The 22910-nt window shown below is 69.4% G+C and carries 25 protein-coding genes, 29 tRNA genes and 1 other RNA gene; 20 read left to right on the top strand and 35 right to left on the bottom strand.

The window, feature by feature from the left end:
* Window positions 1-65 precede the first annotated feature (65 nt).
* The 12 genes from ACSP50_RS42430 to ACSP50_RS28985 all read left to right on the top strand — a co-directional run bounded on the left by ACSP50_RS42430 (window position 66) and on the right by ACSP50_RS28985 (window position 11068).
* Complete coding sequence (locus tag ACSP50_RS42430) at window positions 66-620, top strand: hypothetical protein (protein ID WP_155123655.1); 555 nt, start codon at window positions 66-68, stop codon at window positions 618-620.
* Window positions 614-1489, top strand: coding sequence for a hypothetical protein (locus tag ACSP50_RS29030; protein ID WP_014692853.1), 876 nt, complete (start codon window positions 614-616; stop codon window positions 1487-1489). The genes ACSP50_RS42430 and ACSP50_RS29030 overlap by 7 nt, the downstream gene beginning before the upstream one ends.
* Window positions 1486-2178, top strand: a complete 693-nt coding sequence (locus ACSP50_RS29025; RefSeq protein ID WP_014692852.1) for an SAF domain-containing protein — start codon at window positions 1486-1488, stop codon at window positions 2176-2178. The genes ACSP50_RS29030 and ACSP50_RS29025 overlap by 4 nt, the downstream gene beginning before the upstream one ends.
* Window positions 2179-2181: 3 nt before the next feature.
* Window positions 2182-2988, top strand: a complete 807-nt coding sequence (locus ACSP50_RS29020) for a hypothetical protein (RefSeq protein ID WP_014692851.1) — start codon at window positions 2182-2184, stop codon at window positions 2986-2988.
* Window positions 2981-4504 carry a CpaF family protein gene (locus ACSP50_RS29015; RefSeq protein WP_014692850.1) on the top strand — a complete coding sequence of 508 codons (1524 nt, stop codon included), beginning with the start codon at window positions 2981-2983 and terminating at the stop codon, window positions 4502-4504. Before ACSP50_RS29020 ends, ACSP50_RS29015 begins: the two co-directional genes overlap by 8 nt.
* A gap of 6 nt (window positions 4505-4510) precedes the next feature.
* On the top strand, window positions 4511-5392 hold the full coding sequence (locus ACSP50_RS29010) for a type II secretion system F family protein (protein WP_014692849.1): 882 nt from the start codon (window positions 4511-4513) through the stop codon (window positions 5390-5392).
* Window positions 5389-6255: a type II secretion system F family protein gene (locus tag ACSP50_RS29005; RefSeq protein WP_014692848.1), complete on the top strand. Its 867-nt coding sequence runs from the start codon at window positions 5389-5391 to the stop codon at window positions 6253-6255. The genes ACSP50_RS29010 and ACSP50_RS29005 overlap by 4 nt, the downstream gene beginning before the upstream one ends.
* Window positions 6256-6288: 33 nt before the next feature.
* Entirely contained in the window at window positions 6289-6471 is a 183-nt protein-coding gene (locus ACSP50_RS43560) for a hypothetical protein (RefSeq protein ID WP_014692847.1), read from the top strand.
* A 77-nt stretch (window positions 6472-6548) separates the two neighbouring features.
* A complete protein-coding gene (locus ACSP50_RS43555; protein WP_014692846.1) occupies window positions 6549-6884 on the top strand; it encodes a hypothetical protein in 336 nt (111 codons plus the stop codon).
* On the top strand, window positions 6881-7324 hold the full coding sequence (locus ACSP50_RS28995; RefSeq protein ID WP_014692845.1) for a hypothetical protein: 444 nt from the start codon (window positions 6881-6883) through the stop codon (window positions 7322-7324). The genes ACSP50_RS43555 and ACSP50_RS28995 overlap by 4 nt, the downstream gene beginning before the upstream one ends.
* Window positions 7321-7740 (top strand): hypothetical protein, encoded by a 420-nt coding sequence (locus tag ACSP50_RS28990; protein WP_014692844.1) that lies wholly within the window; start codon window positions 7321-7323, stop codon window positions 7738-7740. Before ACSP50_RS28995 ends, ACSP50_RS28990 begins: the two co-directional genes overlap by 4 nt.
* A 16-nt stretch (window positions 7741-7756) precedes the next feature.
* Window positions 7757-11068 carry a hypothetical protein gene (locus tag ACSP50_RS28985; RefSeq protein ID WP_014692843.1) on the top strand — a complete coding sequence of 1104 codons (3312 nt, stop codon included), beginning with the start codon at window positions 7757-7759 and terminating at the stop codon, window positions 11066-11068.
* A 104-nt stretch (window positions 11069-11172) separates the two neighbouring features.
* Here ACSP50_RS28985 and ACSP50_RS28980 read toward each other — a convergent pair whose 3' ends face one another.
* The gene (locus ACSP50_RS28980; RefSeq protein ID WP_014692842.1) at window positions 11173-11571 is read right to left on the bottom strand and encodes a hypothetical protein; all 399 of its coding nucleotides are present in this window, start codon (window positions 11569-11571) and stop codon (window positions 11173-11175) included.
* A gap of 315 nt (window positions 11572-11886) precedes the next feature.
* Between ACSP50_RS28980 and ACSP50_RS28975 the strand changes: the two genes are divergently transcribed.
* From ACSP50_RS28975 to ACSP50_RS28940, 8 genes are all read left to right on the top strand, one after another.
* Window positions 11887-12429 (top strand): hypothetical protein, encoded by a 543-nt coding sequence (locus ACSP50_RS28975; protein WP_014692841.1) that lies wholly within the window; start codon window positions 11887-11889, stop codon window positions 12427-12429.
* 147 nt (window positions 12430-12576) lie between these two features.
* The gene (locus ACSP50_RS28970) at window positions 12577-12756 is read left to right on the top strand and encodes a hypothetical protein (RefSeq protein WP_155123654.1); all 180 of its coding nucleotides are present in this window, start codon (window positions 12577-12579) and stop codon (window positions 12754-12756) included.
* Complete coding sequence (locus tag ACSP50_RS28965) at window positions 12753-13166, top strand: hypothetical protein (RefSeq protein ID WP_014692839.1); 414 nt, start codon at window positions 12753-12755, stop codon at window positions 13164-13166. The genes ACSP50_RS28970 and ACSP50_RS28965 overlap by 4 nt, the downstream gene beginning before the upstream one ends.
* A gap of 196 nt (window positions 13167-13362) precedes the next feature.
* Entirely contained in the window at window positions 13363-13686 is a 324-nt protein-coding gene (locus ACSP50_RS28960; RefSeq protein ID WP_099344186.1) for a hypothetical protein, read from the top strand.
* Window positions 13687-14269: 583 nt separating this feature from the next.
* Complete coding sequence (locus tag ACSP50_RS28955) at window positions 14270-14479, top strand: hypothetical protein (protein ID WP_014692837.1); 210 nt, start codon at window positions 14270-14272, stop codon at window positions 14477-14479.
* A 213-nt stretch (window positions 14480-14692) separates the two neighbouring features.
* Window positions 14693-15259, top strand: a complete 567-nt coding sequence (locus tag ACSP50_RS28950; RefSeq protein ID WP_014692836.1) for a hypothetical protein — start codon at window positions 14693-14695, stop codon at window positions 15257-15259.
* Window positions 15260-15392: 133 nt separating this feature from the next.
* Window positions 15393-15770 carry a hypothetical protein gene (locus ACSP50_RS28945; protein WP_014692835.1) on the top strand — a complete coding sequence of 126 codons (378 nt, stop codon included), beginning with the start codon at window positions 15393-15395 and terminating at the stop codon, window positions 15768-15770.
* 23 nt (window positions 15771-15793) lie between these two features.
* The gene (locus ACSP50_RS28940) at window positions 15794-16162 is read left to right on the top strand and encodes a hypothetical protein (protein ID WP_014692834.1); all 369 of its coding nucleotides are present in this window, start codon (window positions 15794-15796) and stop codon (window positions 16160-16162) included.
* Between the two features lie 411 nt (window positions 16163-16573).
* On the opposite strand, the gene ACSP50_RS28935 is transcribed toward ACSP50_RS28940, so the two are convergent.
* The 34 genes from ACSP50_RS28935 to ACSP50_RS44690 form a co-directional block, all read right to left on the bottom strand.
* Window positions 16574-16646: transfer RNA gene (locus tag ACSP50_RS28935), tRNA-Arg, on the bottom strand.
* Between the two features lie 96 nt (window positions 16647-16742).
* Window positions 16743-16813 (bottom strand) — tRNA-His (locus ACSP50_RS28930).
* A 2-nt stretch (window positions 16814-16815) separates the two neighbouring features.
* Window positions 16816-16889, bottom strand: a tRNA-Val gene (locus ACSP50_RS28925).
* Window position 16890: 1 nt separating this feature from the next.
* A tRNA-Ser gene (locus ACSP50_RS28920) sits at window positions 16891-16976 on the bottom strand.
* Between the two features lie 44 nt (window positions 16977-17020).
* Window positions 17021-17094 (bottom strand) — tRNA-Asn (locus tag ACSP50_RS28915).
* 5 nt (window positions 17095-17099) lie between these two features.
* Window positions 17100-17173 (bottom strand) — tRNA-Glu (locus ACSP50_RS28910).
* A gap of 1 nt (window position 17174) precedes the next feature.
* Window positions 17175-17250 (bottom strand) — tRNA-Val (locus ACSP50_RS28905).
* A gap of 1 nt (window position 17251) precedes the next feature.
* Window positions 17252-17327: transfer RNA gene (locus ACSP50_RS28900), tRNA-Met, on the bottom strand.
* 1 nt (window position 17328) lies between these two features.
* Window positions 17329-17402, bottom strand: a tRNA-Lys gene (locus ACSP50_RS28895).
* An 11-nt stretch (window positions 17403-17413) separates the two neighbouring features.
* Window positions 17414-17487 (bottom strand) — tRNA-Arg (locus tag ACSP50_RS28890).
* Window positions 17488-17501: 14 nt separating this feature from the next.
* Window positions 17502-17572, bottom strand: a tRNA-Lys gene (locus tag ACSP50_RS28885).
* 97 nt (window positions 17573-17669) lie between these two features.
* Window positions 17670-17744, bottom strand: a tRNA-Arg gene (locus ACSP50_RS28875).
* Window positions 17745-17751: 7 nt separating this feature from the next.
* Window positions 17752-18118: RNase P RNA component class A (gene rnpB, locus ACSP50_RS28870), an RNA gene on the bottom strand.
* A gap of 6 nt (window positions 18119-18124) precedes the next feature.
* Window positions 18125-18198: transfer RNA gene (locus ACSP50_RS28865), tRNA-Ile, on the bottom strand.
* A 1-nt stretch (window position 18199) separates the two neighbouring features.
* Window positions 18200-18287 (bottom strand) — tRNA-Ser (locus tag ACSP50_RS28860).
* 5 nt (window positions 18288-18292) lie between these two features.
* Window positions 18293-18364 (bottom strand) — tRNA-Asp (locus tag ACSP50_RS28855).
* A 30-nt stretch (window positions 18365-18394) separates the two neighbouring features.
* Window positions 18395-18470: transfer RNA gene (locus ACSP50_RS28850), tRNA-Ala, on the bottom strand.
* 5 nt (window positions 18471-18475) lie between these two features.
* Window positions 18476-18550 (bottom strand) — tRNA-Leu (locus ACSP50_RS28845).
* A 1-nt stretch (window position 18551) separates the two neighbouring features.
* Window positions 18552-18627: transfer RNA gene (locus tag ACSP50_RS28840), tRNA-Thr, on the bottom strand.
* A gap of 4 nt (window positions 18628-18631) precedes the next feature.
* Window positions 18632-18705, bottom strand: a tRNA-Leu gene (locus ACSP50_RS28835).
* Between the two features lie 110 nt (window positions 18706-18815).
* Window positions 18816-18888 (bottom strand) — tRNA-Gln (locus tag ACSP50_RS28830).
* Between the two features lie 35 nt (window positions 18889-18923).
* Complete coding sequence (locus ACSP50_RS28825) at window positions 18924-19367, bottom strand: HNH endonuclease (RefSeq protein WP_014692832.1); 444 nt, start codon at window positions 19365-19367, stop codon at window positions 18924-18926.
* 34 nt (window positions 19368-19401) lie between these two features.
* A tRNA-Gly gene (locus ACSP50_RS28820) sits at window positions 19402-19473 on the bottom strand.
* A gap of 5 nt (window positions 19474-19478) precedes the next feature.
* Window positions 19479-19551 (bottom strand) — tRNA-Thr (locus ACSP50_RS28815).
* Between the two features lies 1 nt (window position 19552).
* Window positions 19553-19627 (bottom strand) — tRNA-Leu (locus tag ACSP50_RS28810).
* 144 nt (window positions 19628-19771) lie between these two features.
* Window positions 19772-19848, bottom strand: a tRNA-Gln gene (locus tag ACSP50_RS42425).
* Window positions 19849-19989: 141 nt separating this feature from the next.
* A tRNA-Gly gene (locus tag ACSP50_RS28805) sits at window positions 19990-20063 on the bottom strand.
* 81 nt (window positions 20064-20144) lie between these two features.
* Window positions 20145-20216: transfer RNA gene (locus ACSP50_RS28800), tRNA-Glu, on the bottom strand.
* Between the two features lie 64 nt (window positions 20217-20280).
* Window positions 20281-20353: transfer RNA gene (locus ACSP50_RS28795), tRNA-Ala, on the bottom strand.
* A gap of 157 nt (window positions 20354-20510) precedes the next feature.
* Window positions 20511-20583, bottom strand: a tRNA-Gly gene (locus ACSP50_RS28790).
* 199 nt (window positions 20584-20782) lie between these two features.
* Window positions 20783-20856, bottom strand: a tRNA-Trp gene (locus ACSP50_RS28785).
* A 699-nt stretch (window positions 20857-21555) separates the two neighbouring features.
* Window positions 21556-22032 carry a phosphotransferase gene (locus ACSP50_RS28780; protein ID WP_014692830.1) on the bottom strand — a complete coding sequence of 159 codons (477 nt, stop codon included), beginning with the start codon at window positions 22030-22032 and terminating at the stop codon, window positions 21556-21558.
* Entirely contained in the window at window positions 21974-22333 is a 360-nt protein-coding gene (locus ACSP50_RS28775; RefSeq protein WP_014692829.1) for a hypothetical protein, read from the bottom strand. Before ACSP50_RS28775 ends, ACSP50_RS28780 begins: the two co-directional genes overlap by 59 nt.
* 292 nt (window positions 22334-22625) lie before the next feature.
* Window positions 22626-22760: a hypothetical protein gene (locus ACSP50_RS44690; protein ID WP_255344711.1), complete on the bottom strand. Its 135-nt coding sequence runs from the start codon at window positions 22758-22760 to the stop codon at window positions 22626-22628.
* Window positions 22761-22910: the final 150 nt, after the last annotated feature.

The following is a 22910-nucleotide window of genomic DNA, read 5'->3' as shown; positions in this document are numbered from 1 at the left end:
CTGGGTGCACCGGAGCGCTACTCCGCGTGTGCCCGCTAGACGCCATGGGGAGGCGACGACACGGCATGCGCGCACTCTATGCACTGCGTGTGGCGGCAGCTGCGACAGTCCTTGCTGGACTTGCAGGCTGTACGCACAAGTCGGCGGCTGCGCCGATTCCGCCGCCCGCGCCGACTTCAGCCAGCCCATCGACCGACCCTGCGGTAGCGGCTGCCAGCGCGGAGATCCTTGATCGCTTTCGGTCGTTCCGGCAGGCCTACGACACGGCTGGGCTGACCGCCGACTACAAGAGCGAAGATCTCACCCGCTACTTGGAGGATCCGCTTCAAAAAGACGTCGTTGCGTTCATGCTCAACACCAAAATCCACGGCGCGGTCTACCGGGGAGAAGCGCAGTCGACTCCCACGATCAGCAAGATCGACCTCAAGGCGAAGACCGCCACCATCACCGAGTGCTACGACACGACGAAGTTCAAGCTGTACTTCACCAAGAACAATTCGCCGGTGCCGGTGCCTAGTGGCCCTCGGCGAGGAATCATCGAAACCCTGGCCAAAGACTACGGCGGCAAAAAAGGCTGGATGTTCTACAAGTCCCAAGCCTTGACGGATCCCACATGCTAGCCCGGCTGGTGCAGGTAACAGTCCTCGTTGCGGCTTTGGTAGCTGGCACGCTGGCCGCGCCGGCTTTAGCCGACGACGGTGGCGGCGCCTGTTCCGGCTGGGACTGCGGATCCTGGGGCGATCAACCCGGTGCGAGTGGCGGCACCGGTAGCAGCACTGGTGGTGGCGGGGGCGGCGACGGCGGTTGTAACTGGCTCGGCATGCCGGTGCCCTGCGACGGCGGAAGTCTGGGCTGGTACGACGGCAAAAGCTGCTACCTCAAACCGGTGGCGGAAGGGCCCGCCGGCGATTCGCACGGCGGGACTGGGTTCTGGTACTGGGCCACCTGCTTTACCGGCGTGGTGCTCGGTGGCGGTTTGGGCGCGCCGGTCCTGCGGTGGTACCCGACCGCGCAGGGACCCAGCCCGGAAGAACTTGCCCGCCGCGCCCTGGCGACGATCACGCTGAAGCCGCCGACGATGGGTGTTGACACCGCCGGCCTCGTGTTCACCCCGGTCTGGCTGTGGACCGCCAAGACCCCGAACACGTGGGGTCCGATCAGCGCGTCGGCGTCCGCGGCCGGGCTCACGGTGACGATTACCGCCCGCGCGAGCCAGATCGTCTGGCAGATGGGCAACGGTGACAGCGTCACCTGCACCAACCCGGGCACCGCGCAGAAGGCGGGGGAGGCCGATCGCCGGTCGCCGACCTGCGGCTACGACGGTTACCCGCAGCCGAGCCGGACCCGGCCCGGCGGCAAGTACACGATCACCGCGACGACCTCGTGGCGCGTCGACTGGGCGGGCGGCGGCCAGACCGGCGTCATCGACCAGACCCGGGTCGCCACCACCACCGTCGCGGTCAAGGAAGCCCAGGTGGTCAACCAATGAGCCTGACCGACACCCGCACCAGCCCTGCCCCGGCCGGGCCGCTGCCGTTGACCGGCGCCCCGGCCGCGCGGATGCCCCGCCGGCGTCGGCCCGGCCTGCTGGCCGCCGGCATCGTGGTGATGGTCGTGGCGACCTTGGGCGCCTACACCTACGCCCGGACCGCCGGTGACACGGTGCCGGTACTTGCCGTCGCGACCACCGTCACCGCCGGCCACCAGATCGCCGCCGGCGACCTGAAAACCGTGCAGGTTAACCGCGGTTCCGGGCTGGCCCCGATCCCGGCTGACCAGCAGTCCACGGTGATCGGCAAATACGCCGCGGTGGAACTGGTCGACGGCACCCTGCTCACCGCAGGGCAGCTCACCGACAAAGCGGTCCCCGGCGCCGGCAAGCAGCTGATCGGCCTGGAACTGACCCCGGCGCAACTGCCGGCCCGGCCGCTGCACCCCGGTGACACCGTGCAATTGGTGGTCACCTCGGATCCGCACAACGTCACCGTGGACCCCAAGGCCGCGGCCCAGGATGCGCTGCCCCGGCCGGTGACCGTGCCCGCGACGGTGGCCGGGGTCGGGGACAAGGCGACCGACGGCAACACCGTCGTCGACGTGGTCGTCGCCGAAGCCTTCGGCCCGGGCCTGGTCGACCGCGCGCAGCAGGGCCGGGTCGCGATCACCGTGGTCGCGGGGTAGCTCGTGTCGTTGATCGCCGTGGTCGCCGGCAAAGGATCGCCGGGCGCCACCGTCACCAGCCTTGCCCTCACCCTGACCTGGCCGCGGGATGTGCTGCTGGCCGAATGCGATGCGTCGGGCGGCAGCGTTCTGACCGGCTACCTCGGCGGGCAGGTCCCCGCTGATCGGGGAATCGCGCAGCTCAGCGTCGCCGACTACCACAACCGGCTCTACGACGCCTTCTCCCAGCAGTTGCGGTCGCTCACCGAGACCGCCCCGTACCGGCTGCTGCTGCCCGGCACCACCGAGCCGGGGCAGGCTGCCGGCCTGAGCCGGCTGTGGGACCAGCTCGGCCAGTATCTACGCGACCTCGAGCGCTCCGACCCGCCCGTCGACGTGATCGCCGACTGCGGACGGGTCCCCGCCCCGCACGCGCCGCTGCCGCTGCTGCGGCATGCCGATGCCACGCTGATGATCGTCGGCCGGACCCTGACCGCGGTCGCCGCTGCGCGCACCCGGTTGCCGCAGTTGCAGGCCGAGGTCGGCAAGGGTGGTGGCGTGCTGCGGCTGCTGGTCACCGGCGCCGGCGACTACGACGCCCCGGAGATCGCCAAACACCTCGGCGTCGAGCTGCTGGCGGAGCTGCCCGAGGACGGCAGGACGGCCGGCATGTTCACCAACGGCACCGGCGTCCCCCGGCCGAGCGCCACCCTGCTGCGCGCCGCGAACTCCGCCGCGGCTGGCCTGCGCACGCTGATCGAGCAGCGACGGGCCGCGGCCGCGCCGACGCCGGTCACCCCGAGTGCCTCCCGGGAGGACAGTTATGCCTGACCGGCCGCCCTTGAACCTGTACCGGCCGGTGGAGCCGCGCCGTCCGAGCCCGCGCCCCGGTGCCGGGGCACCGGCCGCGCCGGCGCGGACCCTGCCGTCGCTGCCGTCGATCGTGACCCAGTTGCCCCCGCCGCCGCCGCTTCCCGCTCAGGGCCGCCGCCGGCCGCCGGTCGAGCTCGACTACGAGGTGGTCCTGGCTCTGCACTCCCTGGTCAGCGATCGCGTCAGCGACAACCTGCGGGGCCGACAGGTCGGCCCGGACAGCCAGCGGCAGCTGACCATCGAAACCACGCGCGAGGTCGTGCGGGAACACATCGACAACCGGATCCAAGCCGGCGACCAGATCCCGCTCGGCTACGAGGATGCGCTGACCGATGCGGTCGCCGCCCAGCTGCTGGGGCTGGGCCGGCTGCAGCCGCTGCTCGACGACCCGCAGGTCAAAAACATTCACGTGTCAGGCCATGACCGGGTACGGGTTGAATACGCCGACGGCCGCGTCGACGAGCAGACTTTCACCGCGGCGGGCAGCGACGCCGAGCTCCTCGAGCTATTGCAGCGGCGCGCCGCCCGCGACGGCCTCTCCGAGCGGTCGCTGTCGACGTCGCAGCCGATCCTGCACCTGCGGCTGGCGGACGGCTCCCGGATGGTCGCCGCGATCGCCGTCACCCCACGCCCGGTCGTGGTCATCCGCCGGCACCGCATCACCAAGGTCACCCTCGACGACATGGTCAAGCTCGGGTCGATCACCCCGCTGCTCGCCGACTTTCTCAAGGCGATCGTCGCCGGCAAGGTCAACACGATCGTCGCCGGGCTGGCCGGCTCCGGGAAGACGACCCTGCTGCGCGCGCTCGCGTCCGAGATTGACCGCGAGGAGTGGTTCGCGGTCATGGAGACCGAGCGGGAGCTGGCCCTGGACCCGCAGCGGCACCCGTGGGCGGTCGAGTTCGAAGAACGGCAGGGCCACGGTGAGCGTGACGCTCAGGGCCGGCCCGAAGGTGAACTGCGGCTGGTGGACCTGTTTCCGGCGATGCTGCGGATGAACATGCAGCGGGTCGTGGTCGGTGAGGTCCGGGCCGCGGAGATCGTGTCGATGCTCGACGCCGGCGCGACCACGCAGGGCACCCTGTCGACCATCCACGCCCGCAGCGCTGATGCCGCCCTGACCCGGCTGGCGGAGCTGCTGCTGCGCTACGGCGCGACGCCGACCCCGACCGGCGCCTACATGCAGATCACCGGCGCCATCGACCTGTTGATCTTCCAGCGGGTCGATAAGCGCCCCGGCCAGCCGGACCGGCACTACGTGTCCGACGTGATCGAACTCAACGGGCTGGCCGACAACGGCCTCAGCGTCGCCCGCAGCCACCTGTTCCGGGCCCAGGAACCGGGCGGGCTGGCGATGCCGACGGGAGTGCGGCCCAACGACCACATCCTGCAGGCCCTCAGCTACGGCGGCTTCGATGTGCAGCGCCTGTTCCCCGAGACCGCGGCCGCCGCTGGCACGCCGTGGGGACGGTGACCGGCCATGCCACCGTTGATGTTTGCCCTGCTGGCCGCCGCAGGCGTGGCCGGGATCATGCTGATCGTCGCCGGTGCGGTCGGGACCCGGCCGGCTCCGGCCCGCCCGGACGGCCGGCTCCAGCGGGCCCGCCGATACTGGCGCGGCGCGAACCTGTCGCGCCGTGACCGACTGACCCGCCAGATCATCCTGGTCGCGGCGGCCGCGATCACCGTACTGGTGTGGCTGCTCGTCAAGATTCCGCTGCTGGCGCTGCTCGCCGGGCTCATCGTGCTCGGCGTGCGATGGTTGTTCGGCGCCGGCGCCGGCGAGCAACGCGCGATCGCGCAGCTGGAGGCCCTCGAGAGCTGGACGCGGCGGCTGTCCGACGTCGTGCGCACCGGGCTCGGACTTGGCGAGGCGATCCTGGTCAGCACCCGCGACGCGCCGCAGGCGCTCGCCGAGGATCTGCAGCTGCTCGCCGCGCACCTGCGCGGCGGGGTCACCATCGTGACCGCTCTCGACCGGCTCGCTGACCGGCTGTCCGATGCCACCAGCGACGAGGTGATCGTGGCGCTGCGGCTGCACGCCACCGACCGTGGGCAGCGGCTGTCCGACATCCTCGACGAGCTGACCGCCAGCGTGGCCCGGGAGATCACCGTGCGGCGCGAGGTGTGGGCCAGCCGCGCCGACCCGCGGCTGACCACCAAGATCATGACCTGTCTGGGCATCGGCACCTACGTGCTGCTGGTGACCAACCCGACCTACATCCGCCCCTACGCCACCTTGATGGGGCAGGCCGTCATCGCGGTCTGCACCGGAGTGTTCCTCGCCCTGCTCATCTGGATCCGCAAGCTGAGCACCACCCGCAAGGCGCCGCGGCTGCTGAGCACGCAGGAGAGCCGATGAGCGTCACCATCGCCGCGGTGTTCGGCGTGCTCTTCGGCGCCGGCGTCTATCTGCTGCTGCGCGGCGCCGTGCCCGCCGCGCCTCGCCTCGACCTGGCCCTGCAACGGCTGTATGCCACACCGATGCCGGCCGCCGGCGAGAAGGACAGCCCGATTGCCCGGTGGCTGACCACCCGGATCGGCCCGCGCCTGCGCATCCCGACCCGGGAGCTGCGGCTGCTGGGCAAAAGCACCGAGCGCTATGTGCTGGAGAAGGTGGGGCTGCCGGTCGTCGGGCTGCTGTTCGTGCCCGTGGTGACCGTCGCGGTCGACACCATGGGCCTGCACCTGCCCGTCGTCGTGCCGGTAGCCGGGTCCCTGCTGCTGGCCGCCCTGTTCTTTCTGCTGGTCGACATCGCCATCAAGCAGCAAGCCGAAGAAGCCCGGGAGCAGTTCGTCCGGGCGGTCGCGGTCTACCTGAGCCTGGTTGCGCTGGAACGCTCCGCCGCGCACGGACCGGTCGAATCCCTCGAGCGGGCGGCGCAGGTCGGCACCTCCTGGGTGTTCGTCCGCATCCGGGAAACCCTGGCGGCGGCCCGAATCGCCGGCATCCCGCCGTGGGACGGGCTCAGCCAGGTCGCCGACGAGATAGGGGTGCCCGCACTCGGCGACGTCGGCGACATCATGCGTCTGTCGGGCAACGAAGGCGCCCAGGTGTCGCAGACGCTGATCAGCCGCGCCCAGTCGCTGCGGATCGCGCTGCAGACCAAGGACCACGACCGGGCCAACACCGGCACCACCCTGCTCTACGGCACGGGCAGCCTGATGGTCATGGTCCTGTTCGTTCTCGTCGGCTATCCGTTCTTGATCCGGCTGCTCGCATGAACAGTCCCCGTCCCACCCGTCAAGGAGTTGTCCATGTCAGAACTCGCTGTTTACGCCCTGACCTGGGTGAAGGCCCGCGCCGCGGAGTCGCGCCGCGACGACGGGGCGCTGTCGGTCGAACAGGTCGTCCTGACCGTCTGCGTGCTGGCGGCGGCCCTGCTGGTCGCCGCCGCGATCACCGCGGCGGTCCAGGGCCGGATCGGCAACATCACCTGAGCTGCGAGGCCGCCGCGAACCGCCGCCGATCGTGGTGGTCCGCGGCGGCCCGCGACGACGGCGCCGCGTCCCTCGAGATGGTGGTCATCATCCCGACGGCGCTACTGCTGCTGTTTCTGAGCCTGCAGGTGGCCATGTGGTCGTACGCACGGTCGATCGCGCTGACCGCCGCGCAGGAAGGCCTCACCGCGGCCCGCGGCTACAACAGCAGCGCCGCGGCGGGCACCGCCCGCGCGCAAGACTTCATCACCCGGGCCGGCGGCGACTCGCTGACCGGCGCCCGGGTCAGCGTCACCCGCACCGCCACCCAAGCCTCGGTGACCGTCACCGGCAGCAGCCTGTCCCTGGTCCCTGGCCTGCGGTTCCGGGTCTCGCAGACCGCGACCGGGCCCGTCGAAAGATTTGTCCGATGACCCGCCGCCAGCCTGCACCCCGCTGGTGCCGTGACGACGGCTCCGCCTCCGTGGAACTGGTCATTCTCGCCATGCCCTTGATGGCGCTGCTCGCCCTGGCCGTCATCGGGATGCGTGTCGAAGTCGCCGGCGGCTCGATCGAAGGCGCCGCGCACGACGCGGCCCGTGCCGCCAGCCTGACCCGTAACAGCAGCGCGGCCAGCGCGGCCGCGCTGCGCACCGCCCGCGCCAGCCTGGCCCGGCAAGGCCTGAGCTGCAACCCGAGCGTCGTGGTCGACACGTCCGGCTTTTCTGTCCCTGCCGGACGCGTCGGCACCGTGCGCGTCACCATCAGCTGCGTCGTGCGGTTCTCTGACGTCACCGTGCCCGGCATGCCCGGCAGCAAGCGCATCACCAGCAGCTTCGTTTCTGTCATCGACGCCTACCGGGCCCGGTCATGACCGGCTGGTGGCACCAGATTCGCCGTGACGACGGCACCATCGGCCTGTTCGTGGCCGTCGCCGCGTTCGGGATCCTCGCCGCGATCGGCCTGGCCGTCGACGGCGGCGGCCGGATGCGCACCCTGCAGCACGCCGACGACATCGCCGCCGAAGCCGCCCGGGCCGCCGGCCAAGCCGTCGACCTGAACCGGGCCGCCGCGACCGGAGAGACCGTCGTCGACCCGCAGCAGGCCATCACCGCCGGCGAGCAGTACCTGAGCGCCGCCGGGGTCAGCGGCACCGTCACCATCTCCGCCGACCGGCAGCAGATCACCGTGGTCGTCACCGACCACTACGACACGATCTTCCTCGGGATCCTCGGCTACGGCCGGTTGCCCGTGGACGGTCACGGCAGCGCGCAGCTGCTCACCGGCTGACGAGAGGACACCCCTCATGGCATCTCGCGCGTTGCGCCGCACCCGGCAGATCATCACCGGCGTCGGGGCGCTGCTGCTGCTCCTGGCGATCATTGCCGGGGCCCCGGCCGCGCTGGTCTGGCTCGGCGGCAACCCGCTGCCCGACCACCTACCGGCGCTCGGCCAGTTCAGCGATGCGCTGCTACGCCCCGATGACGGCACCCTGTTCCTGCAGGCGCTGACCGTGGCCGGCTGGGCCGCGTGGGCGTGGTTCACCATCCCGCTGCTCGTGGAAAGCGTCGCCCGGCTGCGGGGTGTGCGGACTCCGAGGCTGCCCGCGTTCACCGGCGCGCAGAAGGTCGCCGCCGGCCTGCTGTCCGCAATCGGCCTGCTGGTCGCTTCCCCGGCGGTCGCCGCCAGCGGCCCCGCCTACGCCGCCCCCCTCACCACCACCAGCACGGCTGCGACCACCACAGCGGTGGCCGACCAGCCGGGCAGCAGCCCGCTGACTACGTCCACGCCAACGGCGCACCACGCTGCCACAGCCCGCCCGCAGACCGCGCCGCTGGTCTACCGGGTCGCCCACGGTGACCAGCTGTCCGCAATCGCCGCGCGGTTCCTGGGCAACGCCGACCGCTATCCCGAGATCGCCCGGGCCAACCCCCGGCTGGAGCACCGCGACCACCGATTCCCGGACCACATCGAGGGCAACTGGCGAATCACCCTGCCCGCCGGCGCCCACGACCGCGGCGCCCGCGAACACGCCCACGGCAGCGTCGTGCAGCCCGGCCATCCCGAACACACACCCACCCCCGCTACGCCGCCCAGCAGCGCACCCGCCCCGTCTCGTCCCGCGGTCCCGCAGTCCGGCACGGCATCGCAACCTGCAACCGCGCCCTCGGATACCAGCGGGGCAGGCACCACCCGCACCGCAACACCTACCACCAGCACCTCCGCTACTGGCCGTCCTTCCACCGCCCCGGCGACACCGCCAGCGGCCAGCACAACGGCCGGTCACCACACCAGTCCTACACTGTCCGCATCAACGCCCTCCGCCGAGCAGGCCCCCACCAGGCCGGACCAGGCACCCGCCGCCGGCACGGACGAGTCCGTCGACAGTTCCCAGATCGTCACCGGCGCCAGCCTGGCTGGCGCCGGCATCCTGACCGCACTACTGCTGACCGGCCTCTACCGGCGTCGCCGTACCCAGCGCCAGCACCGCCGCACCGGCCGCCGGCTGCCGCACCCCGCCGACGGCACGACCGAACGGGCCATGCGTGCCGCCGAACAACCCGCTGACGTCGACCGACTCGACGCCGCCCTGCGCAGCCTCGCCACCGGCCTCACCGGCCGCCCCGAGCACGAACTGCCGGACATCGCCGGAGCGTGGATCACCACCGGCCCCGGCGCCGGGCACCCGCTCACCAAACCCGTCGTCAGCCTCATCCTGACCCGGCCGTGCCCGAACCCGCCGGCACCCTGGATCGCCGACGGCACCGCATGGACGCTGCCCGCAGACGCCGACCCCGGCGAACCAGACGACCTCCTAGCCCCGCTGCCCACCCTGGTCACCATCGGCTCCCAACCCGGCCAGCACCTGCTGCTCGACCTGGAACGCCTCGGCCAACTCACCATCGTCGGCGCCAGCGACAACACCGCGGCGCTGCTGCGCTACCTGATCACCGAACTGGCGTGCAACCAATGGTCCGACGACGCCGAAATCATCATCGCCGGATTCGAGCCCGATGAGGCCGAACTCCTCGCCGCCCTCAACCCCGACCGGATCCAGGCCAGCACCGCGGTCCCTACCGCCACCAGCCGGCTGCGCCGCCGCTGCGCGGCGGTCACCACGGCGCTGCACGCCGCCGGCGTTGCTGACACCCTGACTGGGCGGCTGACCGACATTGGTGAGGCCTGGGCTCCGCACGTCCTGGTCGCCGCCGACCCCAGCGAGCACGACCGCACCGAACTCGACGAACTCGGCCAGCAACTCACCACGCTCGGCCGGTGCTCAGTCGCCAGCGTGGTCGCAACCACCACGCTCGGCGCCGCCACCGACAACGGACACGTCCTGACCCTGCTCGATAATGGGGTCTTGCAGATCACCCTCGCCGACGGCGGCGCCCCGTTCCTGGCCGCGACGATCCGGGCAGCTGCCCTGCCCCGCACCGAGCTCGCACCCCTCGCCGACATCATGACGCAGGCCCGGTCGACCAGCGACGAACCAGTGCCGGCCGCCCCCGAACCCGAGCCGTGGGCGCAGGGCACCGACGCGGCCGGCAGCCTCCTGCCGCACCACCTGTTCGCCGCCGAGCCCAGTCCCACCCCGCCGACGCCAGCCGTCGACCCGGCACCCCCGCAGCCCGAGCCGGAGCAACCGGCCGACTCGCTGACCGAGCCCGGCACAGCCGTCGACGATCCGATCACCAGTATCGTCCTGGTCGACACCCGGCAGCCGGCCCGCCACGAGCCGCCGACGATTCCCCGGCAGCAGCGTCCACCAGTCGACGGTGACCTCGACGCCGACCTGCGGGCCTGGCACAACCAGGACCCGACCCGCCCGCTGATCAGCATCCTCGGGCCGGTCGCCGTCACCGCGCCGGGCACCGAACCCGACCGCCGCCGCTTCTACGCCGAAATCGTCGTGTTGCTGGCCGGCCGGGGCACCCGCGGGATCACCGGCGACCAGATGAGCGACGCGCTGTGGCCCGACCAGCAGATCTCGCCGTCCTCCCGCCGGGTCGCGATCGCCCGGGTCCGCCGCTGGCTCGGGGACACCCCGACCGGCGAGCTGTGGCTACCCGACATGGGCCCCGACCGGCTGTACCGGCTCACCCCCGGCTACCTGCTGGACTGGCACCTATTCCGCCGCGCCCGCGCCCGCGGCGAAAGCCAGGGCGCCGCCGGCATCAAGTACCTGCGGGCCGCCCTGGAACTCGTGCGAGGAGTTCCGTTCGACGGCGCCGACCGGGCATACGCGGTCGGCGCCCGCAACCCGTACGCGTGGCTGCCCGAGTCAGACCTGTACCCCGGGCACATCGTGTCCGCCGTGGTCGACACCGCCCACCGGCTGGCGCAGCTCTACCTGGACATCGGCGACTACACCAACGCCCGGTGGACCGTCCAGCAAGCCTGGGCCGCCGACCCAGACCGCGGTGACGACGGCCCCTGGCAGGACCTGATGCGCATCGAGCACGCCGAGAACAACATGGCCGAGCTGCGCACCCTGGTCGGCGAGCTGATGCGCGCCCGAGAAGCCGAATACCCCGAGGACCTCGCGCCGAGCACCTACACCTGGCTGCGCACCCTCGTACCGGAACTGCTCAGCAGCGGAACGTTCGCCGGATGACCTCTGCATTCGAGCTTCACGCAAGGCGAGAAGCCAGCCACCCACAGTTGGTTTTGTACGCGAGTTCCGGGCTCTGGCGCGAACTCCGTGATTGACCTTGCTGGCTATGGCGCTTGGGTAGGGCCTCGTCGGCTTCGGACGTAGTCCATGTATTCCTCGCCGGCTACAGCGTGGTTGACCCAGCGGTCGGGGCGGGCGTCGGTGAGGCGCTCGGCGAGCGACATCGCTTCGGCCCCGTCGTCGGTGACGCCCAACTCCCGGCCTTCGCCGACATACTCCTCTTCGGCCGGGTCGAGCGAGATGAGGTTGGGCAGGTCGCCTACTCGGTCGTCATCAAGGTCTTGCACGGTGTGAAGTGAGACCCGGTATTGCCTGTTCATGGGGCTAATCTCTACCCACCGGATGGCGGGCTCGTCCTCGATCTGGACACCGCCGAGGAACTGTTCGATGCCGTTGCCTCGGCGCAGGGCGCCGATCGCGAACTGCCGGGTGAGATAGCGCATCGGCAGAGCGTAGTGCCAGCGCGGGTCGCCTCCGAACCCTTCTTCAGCGATCTGTCATCGGCTGAGCCCGGCGTGATGATCGTGCAGTCTCGGCCGGCGTACGCGGTCAGCGGTATGAGAGGGCGTTCGGGTCTGGAAGAGACCGTCCCCGGCGGGCATGCTGTCACATGCTTCCGTCCGCACTCCGCTCCAATCGCTCACTTATCGTCGGTTGGTAAGGCAGGATGGCGAGCAACTTGTTCGCTTGACAGGCGAGATTCCCGGTCCATCCGTGTATCTGTCCGCGATAGAGGAATGCGGCCTCCTGGAGAAAACGTGGCTACGTGGGTCAACGTCTACGACAGCGACGATCCCTGGGACGAAGACCCGCCGATACTCGGATCCTTCGACTACGACCGGGTGCTCCGCTTCGACCGGCTGCCCACACCGGTCGGCAGCAGCCGTGCTGGTATCGGCACGACCGGCGACAACGCCTACGAGATCATCAATACGGAATACCTGCTCCGGACCGCATGCGGCCGTTGGGTGTGTGAGCACTTCTTTCAACAGCCACCGGGCGAGCCCAAGATCAACCGCTGGTTCTACAACGATGAGATGGCTGCGACCTGGCTACGGAGCCGCAACCTGCAAAACGTCGTCGAGCACTACTTCGGTACACCCCCGCCGATGCCGCCGGGCAGCCAGCCTTCGCCCGACGGTGACCCGATCTTCTTCCAGCCGGACGCGGAGACCTCGAGCAGAATCGACGCGTACGCCACTGCCTCAGGATTTGACCGACGATACGGAATGTACTGGCTACTACTTCAAGGCCTCAACGCCGCCGAGGCTGCGGCTGGACCCGAAAATCCTCACACGTAGTGTCCTACGTTGCAGAGGCGGGTCGCCGCGGACCTTGACCACCGAACACCCCGATGATCGACCGGTGAAAGCCTGGGCGGGCGGAGGGCGATAGTTTCGCCCCCACGGTGATGGGATCGGGCGGCGAACACCCGTACGATGGGCGGCATGACGCAGCCCGACACCCGTGCCACCCTCGCCGAGGACATGGCCGCGCACGGCCGGCCGGTCCCTCCGGCTGGGCTGGCCAGGGCCCGCCGCACCCTCGAAGCGGCAGCGCAGCGCCGCGAGCCGGATGCCCGCAAGGCCGCGCTCGAGCAACTGCGGTCCGGTTTGCCCGCCACGTGACCGAGTCCGAAACACCGGTCGTCAGCCTGGTCCTGGACACCTCGGCGATCGCTGCCTGGGTACGCGGATCTGCTGCCGTCGGAGAGCTGCTGGCAGAAATCGATGCCGAAGGCGGCAAGGTCGTTATCCCGCTGACTTGCCTGCTTGCCGCAGCGTCCCAGATCACCACAGACCGCGAATGGCTGTACCTGCTGCTCGACCATCCCACAACGGTCTTGATCTCGGACGACCCCGAGGATTGGGAAATGTTGTCGAGCACCATCAGCCTGCTCGGCACCGCTGATCTAGCATCGGCAGCCTGGATCGCTCTGGATTGGAACACCGAAGTCCTCACCCAGCACAGCGACCGATACGCCAAGCTGGCTGGCGGAAACCTCGCCCTCCAGATTCACGACTACTTCGACGGCTGACCGGAGTCCGAGTCCGATAGTCCGAGCCGGACGGCCTGGGGACACTCCGCCGGAACGCTCAATAGCACGGCGCGGGGAAGCGCGGGACAGGCGACAGCGCAATGTCAGTGAGCGACACGCAACAGCGACGCGAGCTGGACATTTCGAGGCGCTAGTGTCGCGTGTCTGATTTCGTTTGACGGTTAGCATCGTCGTCGTGAGTAGTGACGTGGCGTTCTGGAAGATCGCCGAGGGCGATCCTGGTGACATCTTCGATGGATTGGCCGACGGGATCACCGAGCGGCTTGAGCCGCACTCGGACGTAGCGTGGTTTCGTGGAGAGTTGCTGTCACGGTGGCCGGACCTGGTCAACGTGCTCGAGCCGACCGAAGACGATCTGCTCGACGTGCCCGAAGACAGCGCAAAGTACGTTCTGCTCACCTTGCCGGTGCGCATGCTCGACCGGCTTGACAGCATCTTCGATTTGGCCCAGAAGTATGGGTTGAGCGGCTACAGCGGCGTTGCCGGCCAAGCGTTCTGACTAGTCGCGTACGGCCTTGGCGACGATCTGGTCGGCGGTCTTAGTCCAGCGAAACGGCCCTAGCGATCTTTATCGTTCTCTGGCTCTACTGAGCGCCCCGGGGCGGACTACGCCCCGCACCCTGTCGCCGCTGATCCACGAACTCGGCGTCTGTCAGTGACAGCAACCTGACCACCGCCGGGCACATCGCTGTAATCGTCAGCATTTCCTCGACCTGCCCGCACCCATCGTCGCCACCGCGCTCGGCCCCCACCAGGTCACCACCGCTCGCCTGGCCGGAGCAGCGGGTGCTACCTGGTCCAACTACGCGCCCAACGACCACCGCCGGCGAGAGTCGTAGCGGTCGGATGTCTCGGTAGGTCAAGATCGTCGACATGGATCGGTACGAAGGTCGCGGTTGGCTGGATTAACCTCGACGTTCCCGCAGAGGCCCTGGTGGATGCCGCATCGTGGTCGGACTGGTGTACCGCCGGATGAACCGGCGGTCGCGCCACCGACAACCCCAGTAGCGCTGGGCAGAAGACGGGAACAGACGACATCTAGCTTCGTGACATGTCCTAGTCGACAACCTATAGTCGCGGGTATGGCAGCGAAGGTCATCCGGCTCATGGGCGCACACGAAATCAGGATTCGGTTGGGTGGCGTGAGCCGCCAGCGCGCCTACCAGATCACCAGCCGTGCGGACTTCCCGAAAGAGGTCGCCGACCTGGCGCAGGGAAAAGTCTGGCTGACCGAAGATGTCGAGGCCTGGATGAAGGCCCATCGACGCGACGAGGCCGAGGACGGGGTGTAGCCCTCGCGGAGCCACCCGCGCCGGGGATCGCCCACCCGGGCCGCGCCCGCTGATCAGTTCAACCATGGCGATGGAGGCGACGCTGGCCTCAGGGTTGAGCAGCATGTCCCCGGGCCGCACGGATGATCTCCGCCGGTCTGACCGCGCTCGACCCGGAGCAGCGGCGCGCTGATCACGAATCCCTCCCGCCAACTCGCCCGCCTACTCACCGGCGTGCGGTTGACCGCCGGACTGCACCGCGACGCCCTCGCTGAGCACGCTGGTGAGGTCGTCAGCCTCTACCGGGCGCCCGACGGCCGGCTCACCGCCGAGATCGGCACCACCACCAGCGATACCCGCCGCCACCTGGCCATCGAATGGCCCACCGGGCTGCCCGACGGATGGACCGACGACACCCGCATCGCCGCCGACGACCCCGGCACCGGTCCCGCCCTCGTGGTCGCCCTCACCCCGGACCCCGACGCCGGCGGATTGCGTACCGACCTGCTGCCCAACCCCGGGCACGAGCCCCGCTACACCTGGGGTTATGACGGCGGCAACCCCCGGATGCTCTATGCCGCCCTGGTGCGCTGTGCCACCGGGCGATGGGATCACCCGCTTGCCAGCGGAACCATGGTGGCCCGGATCTCCAGACACCCGGAGACCAGCCCGCTCTACCAGACGATCAGCACCCATCGCGGACCGCTTCGTCTGCGCTGGCATGACATCCGCAGCCAGATCCACCAGCAGCTGCAGGCCCTGCGCAACCCGGCACCCGCCGACGATGAGGACCCGCGGTGAGGACCAGGGGTTCCGGCAACCCGGTCCCGTTGCCGCCCCTGCCCAGGATCACCAGCCGCCGCGCCGACGATCCTGCAATCAGGGCGGCCGGACATGAGTACGTCGCCCCGAGCAAGTCCCGAAGCGAGGAGGAGTGACGATCTACGGGATCATCGTGGTCATACTGCTACTGGCCTACACCGGCATCGTCTGGTGGGCAGTCGACGCGGTCACCGCGGAGGCAATCCTCGTTCAGACTCTGATCGCCGGGGCAGGACTGTGCGCGCTCATCGGCGTCGTGCAGATCCTGCTTCACGCTGGCGACGGCCCGGTACCCAACTTCGGCGCCGTGTGGATCACCGCTGCCGTGTTGATCGGCGGGGCGTTGGTCATCTTTGGCATCGCGCTGCGCATCCAAAGACACAAGGACAGGGCGATTGAACTGCCCCGATACGATCACGATGTCACATGGGAAAACGCGACCGCCTCCGACATCGAGGGCATGCGAGACACTTCATATCCACCGCGCTGACCGATTCCCCACAGAAAGCGACCATGAACCTTTTCACCGTAACCTCGGGCATCCTGCTCGGAGCGCCGACGGCCTACACAGGCGCCCTTGCGCTGTCGCGTGCCGTAGCGACCCTCGCCGAGATCACGGCGACCCGGCACGAGGTGAGCGGTCTGCCTACTGAACCGTTCGCCGCCCGGGTGCACGCCGACCGCCGACGCGGGGTGGCCGTGGCCGGGACCAGCCTGGCTTTGGTCGCTGGCATCGCCCTTGGGGTGGTCCTCGCCGTGACCGTCGCAGACCTGTTCTGGGTCGGCATCTCGGGCGCGGCGCTGTGCGCGATCGCCTACTGGGCGGCGGTCCGGCCACGGCAGACGGCCCTGAGGCAACCGATGTCGGGCGCAGACGGCTGACGTTGATCCGGATGCGAACCGGTGCATCAGATGCGCGCGACTCACCCCGCCCGGGTGCACGCGGCACCGGACCGGGACATCGTCGAGGCCATCGGCCCGGTACGCGACCAAGTAGCCTGGCCAGCCTGTCCGACAAGGCAGCCAGTCGAACCGTCGCGCGCTGCAGCCCCGGAGTCCGTGGGTTCCGGGGCTGCAGCGTCTCCGAGGGGCAGGCGATTTTTTTCGGCTCCGCCTAAAAACTGACCACGTGGTTCCGATGCGCGTCTCATCCGGCGTCCGATAGGCAGTGGCACTGATCCACAGCGTGAATGACACGAATCGAGGCCAAGGCCGGACTCGAACCGGACCGCGTGAGGTAACCCGCTTTGCAGGCGGGCGGCCCCACCCGGGACCTACCAAGGCCATCATGTGCGCCCCCGAGAGGAATCGAACCTCCGGCCTCCGGACTCGGCATCCGGCGCTCTGTCCCCTTAGCTACAAAGGCAAGGTGTGCGTGCGGGAGGTGGGATTCGAACCCACTCAGGCGATGCGCCTGCTTTACAGGCAGGCCCGACTCTCCTTGTCGTCGGCGCTCCCGCGGGGCGATCGAGCGGAGTTGAACCGCTACCTTCGGGGCCACAACCCGGCGCTCTACCGTTGAGCTACGACCGCAGTCCCCGCACCTGGGATCGAACCAGGGAACCTCTCCGGTGTGAACGGAGCGCTCATTCCGCTGAGCTATGCGGGGGTGGCGGAGGGAGAGGGATTTGAACCCTCGGCGCGTCGCCGCGCCCACGATTTCCAGTCGTGGTTCCGAAGCCAGGCCGGCCCCTCCCAATCCGACCACGTCGGCGTGAGGATCGCCCGTCATGGTCGGAGCTCCCTCGGTCAGATTCGAACTGACACCAGTACGCATTAACAGTGCGCTGCCCTGCCTGTTGGGCGACGAGGGAATGAGTAGAGCCGACCGGATTCGAACCGGCACCTTCCGGGGTGAAAACCCGGCGACCTTGCCAGTTAGTCGACGGCTCTGTGTCCGACGCTGGATTTGAACCAGCGAAACCTCCCGCGTGTCGGGCGGGTGCTCTACCGGGCTGAGCTAGTCGGACGTGGCGGAGGGCGGATTTGAACCGCCGGTCTCGGGGTTATGGGTCCCGCGGGGACGACCGAGCTCCCCTACTCCGCAGTGCCGCCGGGAGGACTTGAACCCACCTCAGTCCGGATTAAAAGTCCGGTGCCCGTCCAGTCGGGCGCCAACGGCGTGATGGTGCGTGCCCTCGGCAGGAGTTGAACCTGCTGCATCTCGCTTAGAAGGCGAGCGCTCTGTCCAGGTGAGCTACGAAGGCCCGTACTGCGTACGTACGCCGCCTCGGGATCGAACCGAGGTCTCCCGCTTAAGAGGCGGGTGCTAAACCACTCAGCTAGCGGCGCACCCAGATGAGTCGGGATGGCGGGAATCGAGCCCGCGAAACCCCTGCTCTCCCGAGCCGGCCCGCTACCAGGCTGCCCCATATCCCGTTCCGTGCCGTGCCCGCTGCAGGATTCGAACCTGCGCATGTCCCGGCTTCGTAGGCCGGCGCTCTTTCCGCTGAGCTACGCGGGCGTTGTGCGAGTGAGGAGAACCGATACGCCGGGTTCTGTCCCGCGAGCTGACGCCCGCGGTGGCGACCATCCATCTCGTCCGGCCGTCACCGGCCGGATCTAGCGTCCTACCCGCGCGCATCGGCCGGGCCGGCCGCGCGCGTTTGGACTTGTCCGGGGCGAGGTTTACATAGCCGGCCCGTCACCGGGACCGCTGGTGCGCTCTTGCCGCACCGTTTCATCCTTACCGCCCGGGCCGGAGCCCGAGCGGCGGTCTGCTCTCTGTTGCACTGGCTCGCGGCTCTCGCCGGGTTGCCGTTAGCAACCGCCCTGCCCTGTGGAGCCCGGACGTTCCTCGGCACCCTCCCCGGGTGACGCGATTGCCTGGCCATCCGTCTCGCGTCCTGGTGCACGGGATCGAACCGCGGACCTCAGAGTTATCAGCTCTGCGCTCTCACCGACTGAGCTACACCAGGTTGGCGGAGTCGGAGGGATTTGAACCCTCGTCGGGTTTCCCCGATCTGCCTTAGCAGGGCAGCGCCTTCGGCCACTCGGCCACGACTCCATGAGCGCCGATGAAGGGAATCGAACCCTCGGCGACCCGCTCGACAGGCGGGTGCTCTACCACTGAGCTACATCGGCATAGTGACCAGCCCCAACGTCGGGCCAGTGTGGTGGAGAAGAGGAGACTCGAACTCCCAACCTCCCGGTTGCGGGCCGGGCGCTCTACCAATTGAGCTACAACCCCTTGCGTACCCGCGGCGCGATTCGAACGCGCACTGTCCGCGCCCTGAACGCGGTGCCTCCTGCCAATTGGGCTACGCGGGCATGGAGCCGACGCCCGGGCTTGAACCGGGTACCTCGCCGTTACGAGCGGCGCGCTCTGCCAGGTGAGCTACGTCGGCACGGTGTCCTCGGCGGGAGTTGAACCCGCACTGGCGACGTCCTCAACGTCGGGCCTCTGCCGGTTGGGCTACGAGGACATGGGCCACAGAGCAGGACTGGGAACCTGCATCTCCGGGCCCGAGACCCGGCGTTCTAGCTGGTGCACCAGCTCCCCACGGCGCGAGCGCGCCTTGAACTACCTGCTGCGCTCCGAGAGGAGGACTCGAACCTCCAACCTTCCGCTCCAGAGGCGGACGTGCTGCCAGTTGCACCATCTCGGATCGAGCCGGCCGCCGCGGTGGCGGCCGGCTGGGGGTCATGCGCGAACGGCCGACACCCACGTGGGCGTGCGGGGCTCGAACCGCAGGACCATCCCCGCCTGCCGCGGGGTCCGGTCGGCCTTGCGCTGGTTGCAGGCGTAGCACGCGGCGATCGTGTTGAGCCACGTGTTCTGGCCGCCCTGCGAGCGCGGGACGATGTGGTCGACCGTGGTGGCCGACTGCCGGCAGTAGCCGCAGCGGCGGTGGTCGCGGGCCAGGACCCCACGCCGGGACCAGGCCGGGCCGTCGGTGTGCCGCCACCGGGCGTAGACCCAGCGGACGAGCCGGACGACGGTGGGTACAGGCCAGATGCCGATCGCCCGGTCGGGGACGTGGTCGTGGATCTCGGCGACCTGGCGGACGAGCATCTTAACGGCGTGGCGGAGGCTGACCCGGGTCAGCGGTTCCATGTCGGCGTTCAGGACCAGGACGTCCGACACCCGGGTCACCTCCCTTCGCGATATTGATGTTGAGAGCGGACGACGGGACTCGAACCCGCGACCCTCACCTTGGCAAGGTGATGCGCTACCGCTGCGCCACGTCCGCATGAGAGCCACCGGCCGGAATCGAACCGGCTGCCTCGGTCGTACCAGGACCGCGCTCTACCAGGTGAGCTACGGCGGCGTGCCCCGGGCGGGACTCGAACCCGCACTGCGCGCCTTTTGAGGGCGCCGTCTCCTGCCGGTTGGACTACCAGGGCGATCGTTTTGCGGGGTCTGCCCGGCTGTGGCGCTCGCGCCGCCCCTTGCGGGGGTAGGGCCACGTAGCTCGCGGGCCCTGTTGACCGTCTTCGCCGGTGGGGGAGCTACCGCCCGCCGACCGCGCCGTCCTAGCGAGCCCCTCGCTCCGGGTGCAGGAATCGAACCTGCGTCTGTGCCGGGGGCCAAAACCCCGTCGAGCCTGCCAGCAGCCCAACCCGGAAGGTGCTTAGGGTGCCGAGGTCCCAGGGGCGGCTACTTCCGCCTCCGCCCGGGGAGCAATTCCCGGGCCGCCGGGTTGGCTGCGCTGCGCAACGCGGCCGCCGGCAGGCGGCGTCTGGCCGGCCCGTGCCTCGGCACCTTGAGCGGACGGCCGGTTTCGAACCGGCGACAACCCAGGGTGGAAACCTGGTGCTCTACCTGCTGAGCTACATCCGCGCGGTATGCGATCTTGCAGGAATCGAAACCCGCCCGGCAGACGCCGGCCGATCCGCCCCCGCGGGGCTGGTCGCATACTCGTAGACCCGACCGGGATCGAACCGGCGTCTCGTCCTTGAGAGGGACGTGAGCGTTCCGCTGCTCCACGGGTCCAAGTGCTGGGTGGGCGGCCATACCCGGGGGTGTTCGGCGTTGGGTGTGGTGCATCCCTTCCTTGTGGACCTCGCCGGAGTCGAACCGGCGGCCCCCGCCATGCCGAGGCGGTGCTCTACCTACTGAGCTAGAGGCCCATGCCAAGATCCCGGGGACCAGCCAGGGCAGGTGCGGGTCCCAGCCGCAGAGCTGCTACCTGGCCCGGTGTGCGCGGACGTGGGGGTGCTGGGTCACCCATCCGGCCACCACGGCCCGCCGGCCGTCGTGGTGACGGCGGCCGGGCGTTCCCGTGCGTGAAGCCTGCGAGGGTCGAACTCGCGTCGACCGGTCGGGGTGACCGGTGCTCTACCTGTTGAGCTAAGGCTCCGTCCGTGCCGGCCGCCGGTGGGCGTCCGGCACGGACTGGTCGACCAGGTGGTTACTGGTCGAGGGGTGTCCCGGCGGCAGGCCCGTGGTGGCGCCAGGCGGCGGGGACTTTCTCATGTCATTCACGCTGTGGAGTTTTCAACTCCCCGGCCATGCCGGGACGTGTCCATTCCCGCAGATTCCTGCGGGGGACAATTGAGCAGGGGTGGCAGGATTTGAACCTGCAACCTTCGGATTTGGAGGCCGCTGCGCTACCGAATTGCGCCACACCCCTATAAGGAATTGTCGGTGAAACAGAAAAGCCGCCTTCCCGGTCCGGGGGGCGGCTTCGGCGCGAAGGGCGCTTCGGCGGGCGCTAGGTGCGCCTCCCGGTGGGCTTGCTGATGTGGGTCTGCTCTTGGTGCGCCCCGGAGGCGCAGGCAGCCGTACCCGGCAGCAGGGGCTGCGGGTTCGCTTCGGCGTGCCAGCGGTACATCGGGATGCTCCCTTTGGGTGTCGGGCTGATGGACTCAACCGTAGGGTTGACGTCCTGGTGAGGCAAATACTTTTCCTGGACGAGCGTCCGATCACCGGCCGCTCTCACTCATTATGAGAGTGACCAGCGGCCGCGTCAATGCGAATTAAGCGCAGTTTGCTGTGGCACATTAGCCGGGCGGTGAGGGCATTCACTGCCCGGGGCTACTTCAAGGTTGTTGCGGTGGGGTCAGGCATCGGTTATTGGGTTGCCTTTTCCCCGGGCGGCCCTGGAGCGTGGGCCGGGGCCGTATCCCTGCCGTCGGTCTTGGCCGCGCCGGGTTGTCATGCGGGTGACAGGAGTTGGGCGGCGGCGGCGAGGTTCGGCTAGGCCGGGGTGGGCCAGGTTTCTGGCCGGTCGTGGTGGGCGTCGATGAGGATGCTTCCGCAGATGCCGGCGCGCACCGCCCCAGCAGTGGCTGCGCGAGGCGGGTGGGTGCCGTCGAAGACGGTGGCTGTTTCAGCCGAGCAGCTGGGCGCGGTGGGTGAGGATCCAGGCGGCCGCGGCGCGGTAGCCGCTGCCGTGGTCCTCGGCCTGGTGCACGGCGAAGGCCGGGTCGTCGGCGCGGATGCGGTCCTCGATGTGCGCGCCGATACTCAGCAGCCGCATCGCAGCCAGGTCGACGAGTTCGGCGGCGGTGACCGGCGCCCCATACGCTTGCGTGAACAGGCGCAGCCGGCCGGCCCGGTCGGGTTCGCTGTCCCAGCCCCAGGCGGCCAGAGCCTCGGTGGGATGGAACGGGACGAACTGGTGGGCCGCATAGGCCAGGTCCCAGGCGCGGCTCGTGGGAGCGGCGAAGTCCCAGTCGATGATGCCGGTGACCTGCTCGCCGTCGAAGACGATGTTCCACGGTGCCAGGTCGAAGTGCCCGATACAGTCAGGCTCGACCGGGCCGGCGTAGTCGTGGCCGCTCCACCGGCCCGGCTCCGGAGCCACGAAGCCCTGCGTCGCGTCGTGCAGCCGCCGGGACCGCCCCCGCCACGCCGGTCAGCGCCTGCTCCAAGCGCAGCGCGGCGGCAAGCGGCGGGTAGCCGGTGTCGCCGGGCAAGAACGACAGGGTCTCGCGGGCACCGTCGTCGCTGACCTCGAGCACCTGCGGGGACAGGTCGAACCCGTGGTCGTGCAGATGGGTCAGCAAGGCGTGAATGTCGACCGCGCCCGGGCCCGCGGCCCGGTCCACGGCCTCGCCGCGGCGTACCGGTGCGGCGAATCTGCCGCGCTGCACCGCGTCGGTCATCGATGCTCCCCTGCCGGCATCACGTCGTCGTCCGCTCGTTCGACGGTAGCCGCCGGACAGCACGACACCGCCCGGGCCCTGTTCAAACTCGCGCTCTACGCCGCGACCGACGGGAGCGATGGCACAACGTCGCAAGACGCACCACGCCCTCGTTCATGGGCTGGTCGCCCAGGGTGCTGGGTTCCGGCAGATCGCGCGTCATCTGGGCTGGAGCCACAACACGGTCTCCCGCTACGCCCACGCCGCGACCTGGCAGGAACTCGTGACCACCCAGAAACAGCGGCCGAGCCTGCTAGACCCGTTCAAGCCCTACCTGATCAGTCGGATCGACAGCGGCTGCCTCAAAGCCAAGCTTCTGCATCGTGAGGTCGTCGCCCAGGGCTTCAGCGGCGGTTACGGCATTGTCAGGGCCTTCATCGAACAGCACCGGATTAAGCGGCCGGACCTACGAAAGGCGTCCCGGCCACTGTCACCTCGCCAGATCACCGGCTGGATCTGCCGGCACCCCGACACCATCACCGAGCACGACATCAGCCGGCTGCAGACCGTCCTCGATCGCTGTCCGGAACTACGCACC

It is taken from the genome of Actinoplanes sp. SE50/110 (genome assembly GCF_900119315.1).
Classification (GTDB): Bacteria; Actinomycetota; Actinomycetes; order Mycobacteriales; family Micromonosporaceae; genus Actinoplanes.
The sequence above is the reverse complement of the archived record's forward strand: the minus strand, read 5'-3'. Positions and strand labels throughout refer to the sequence as shown.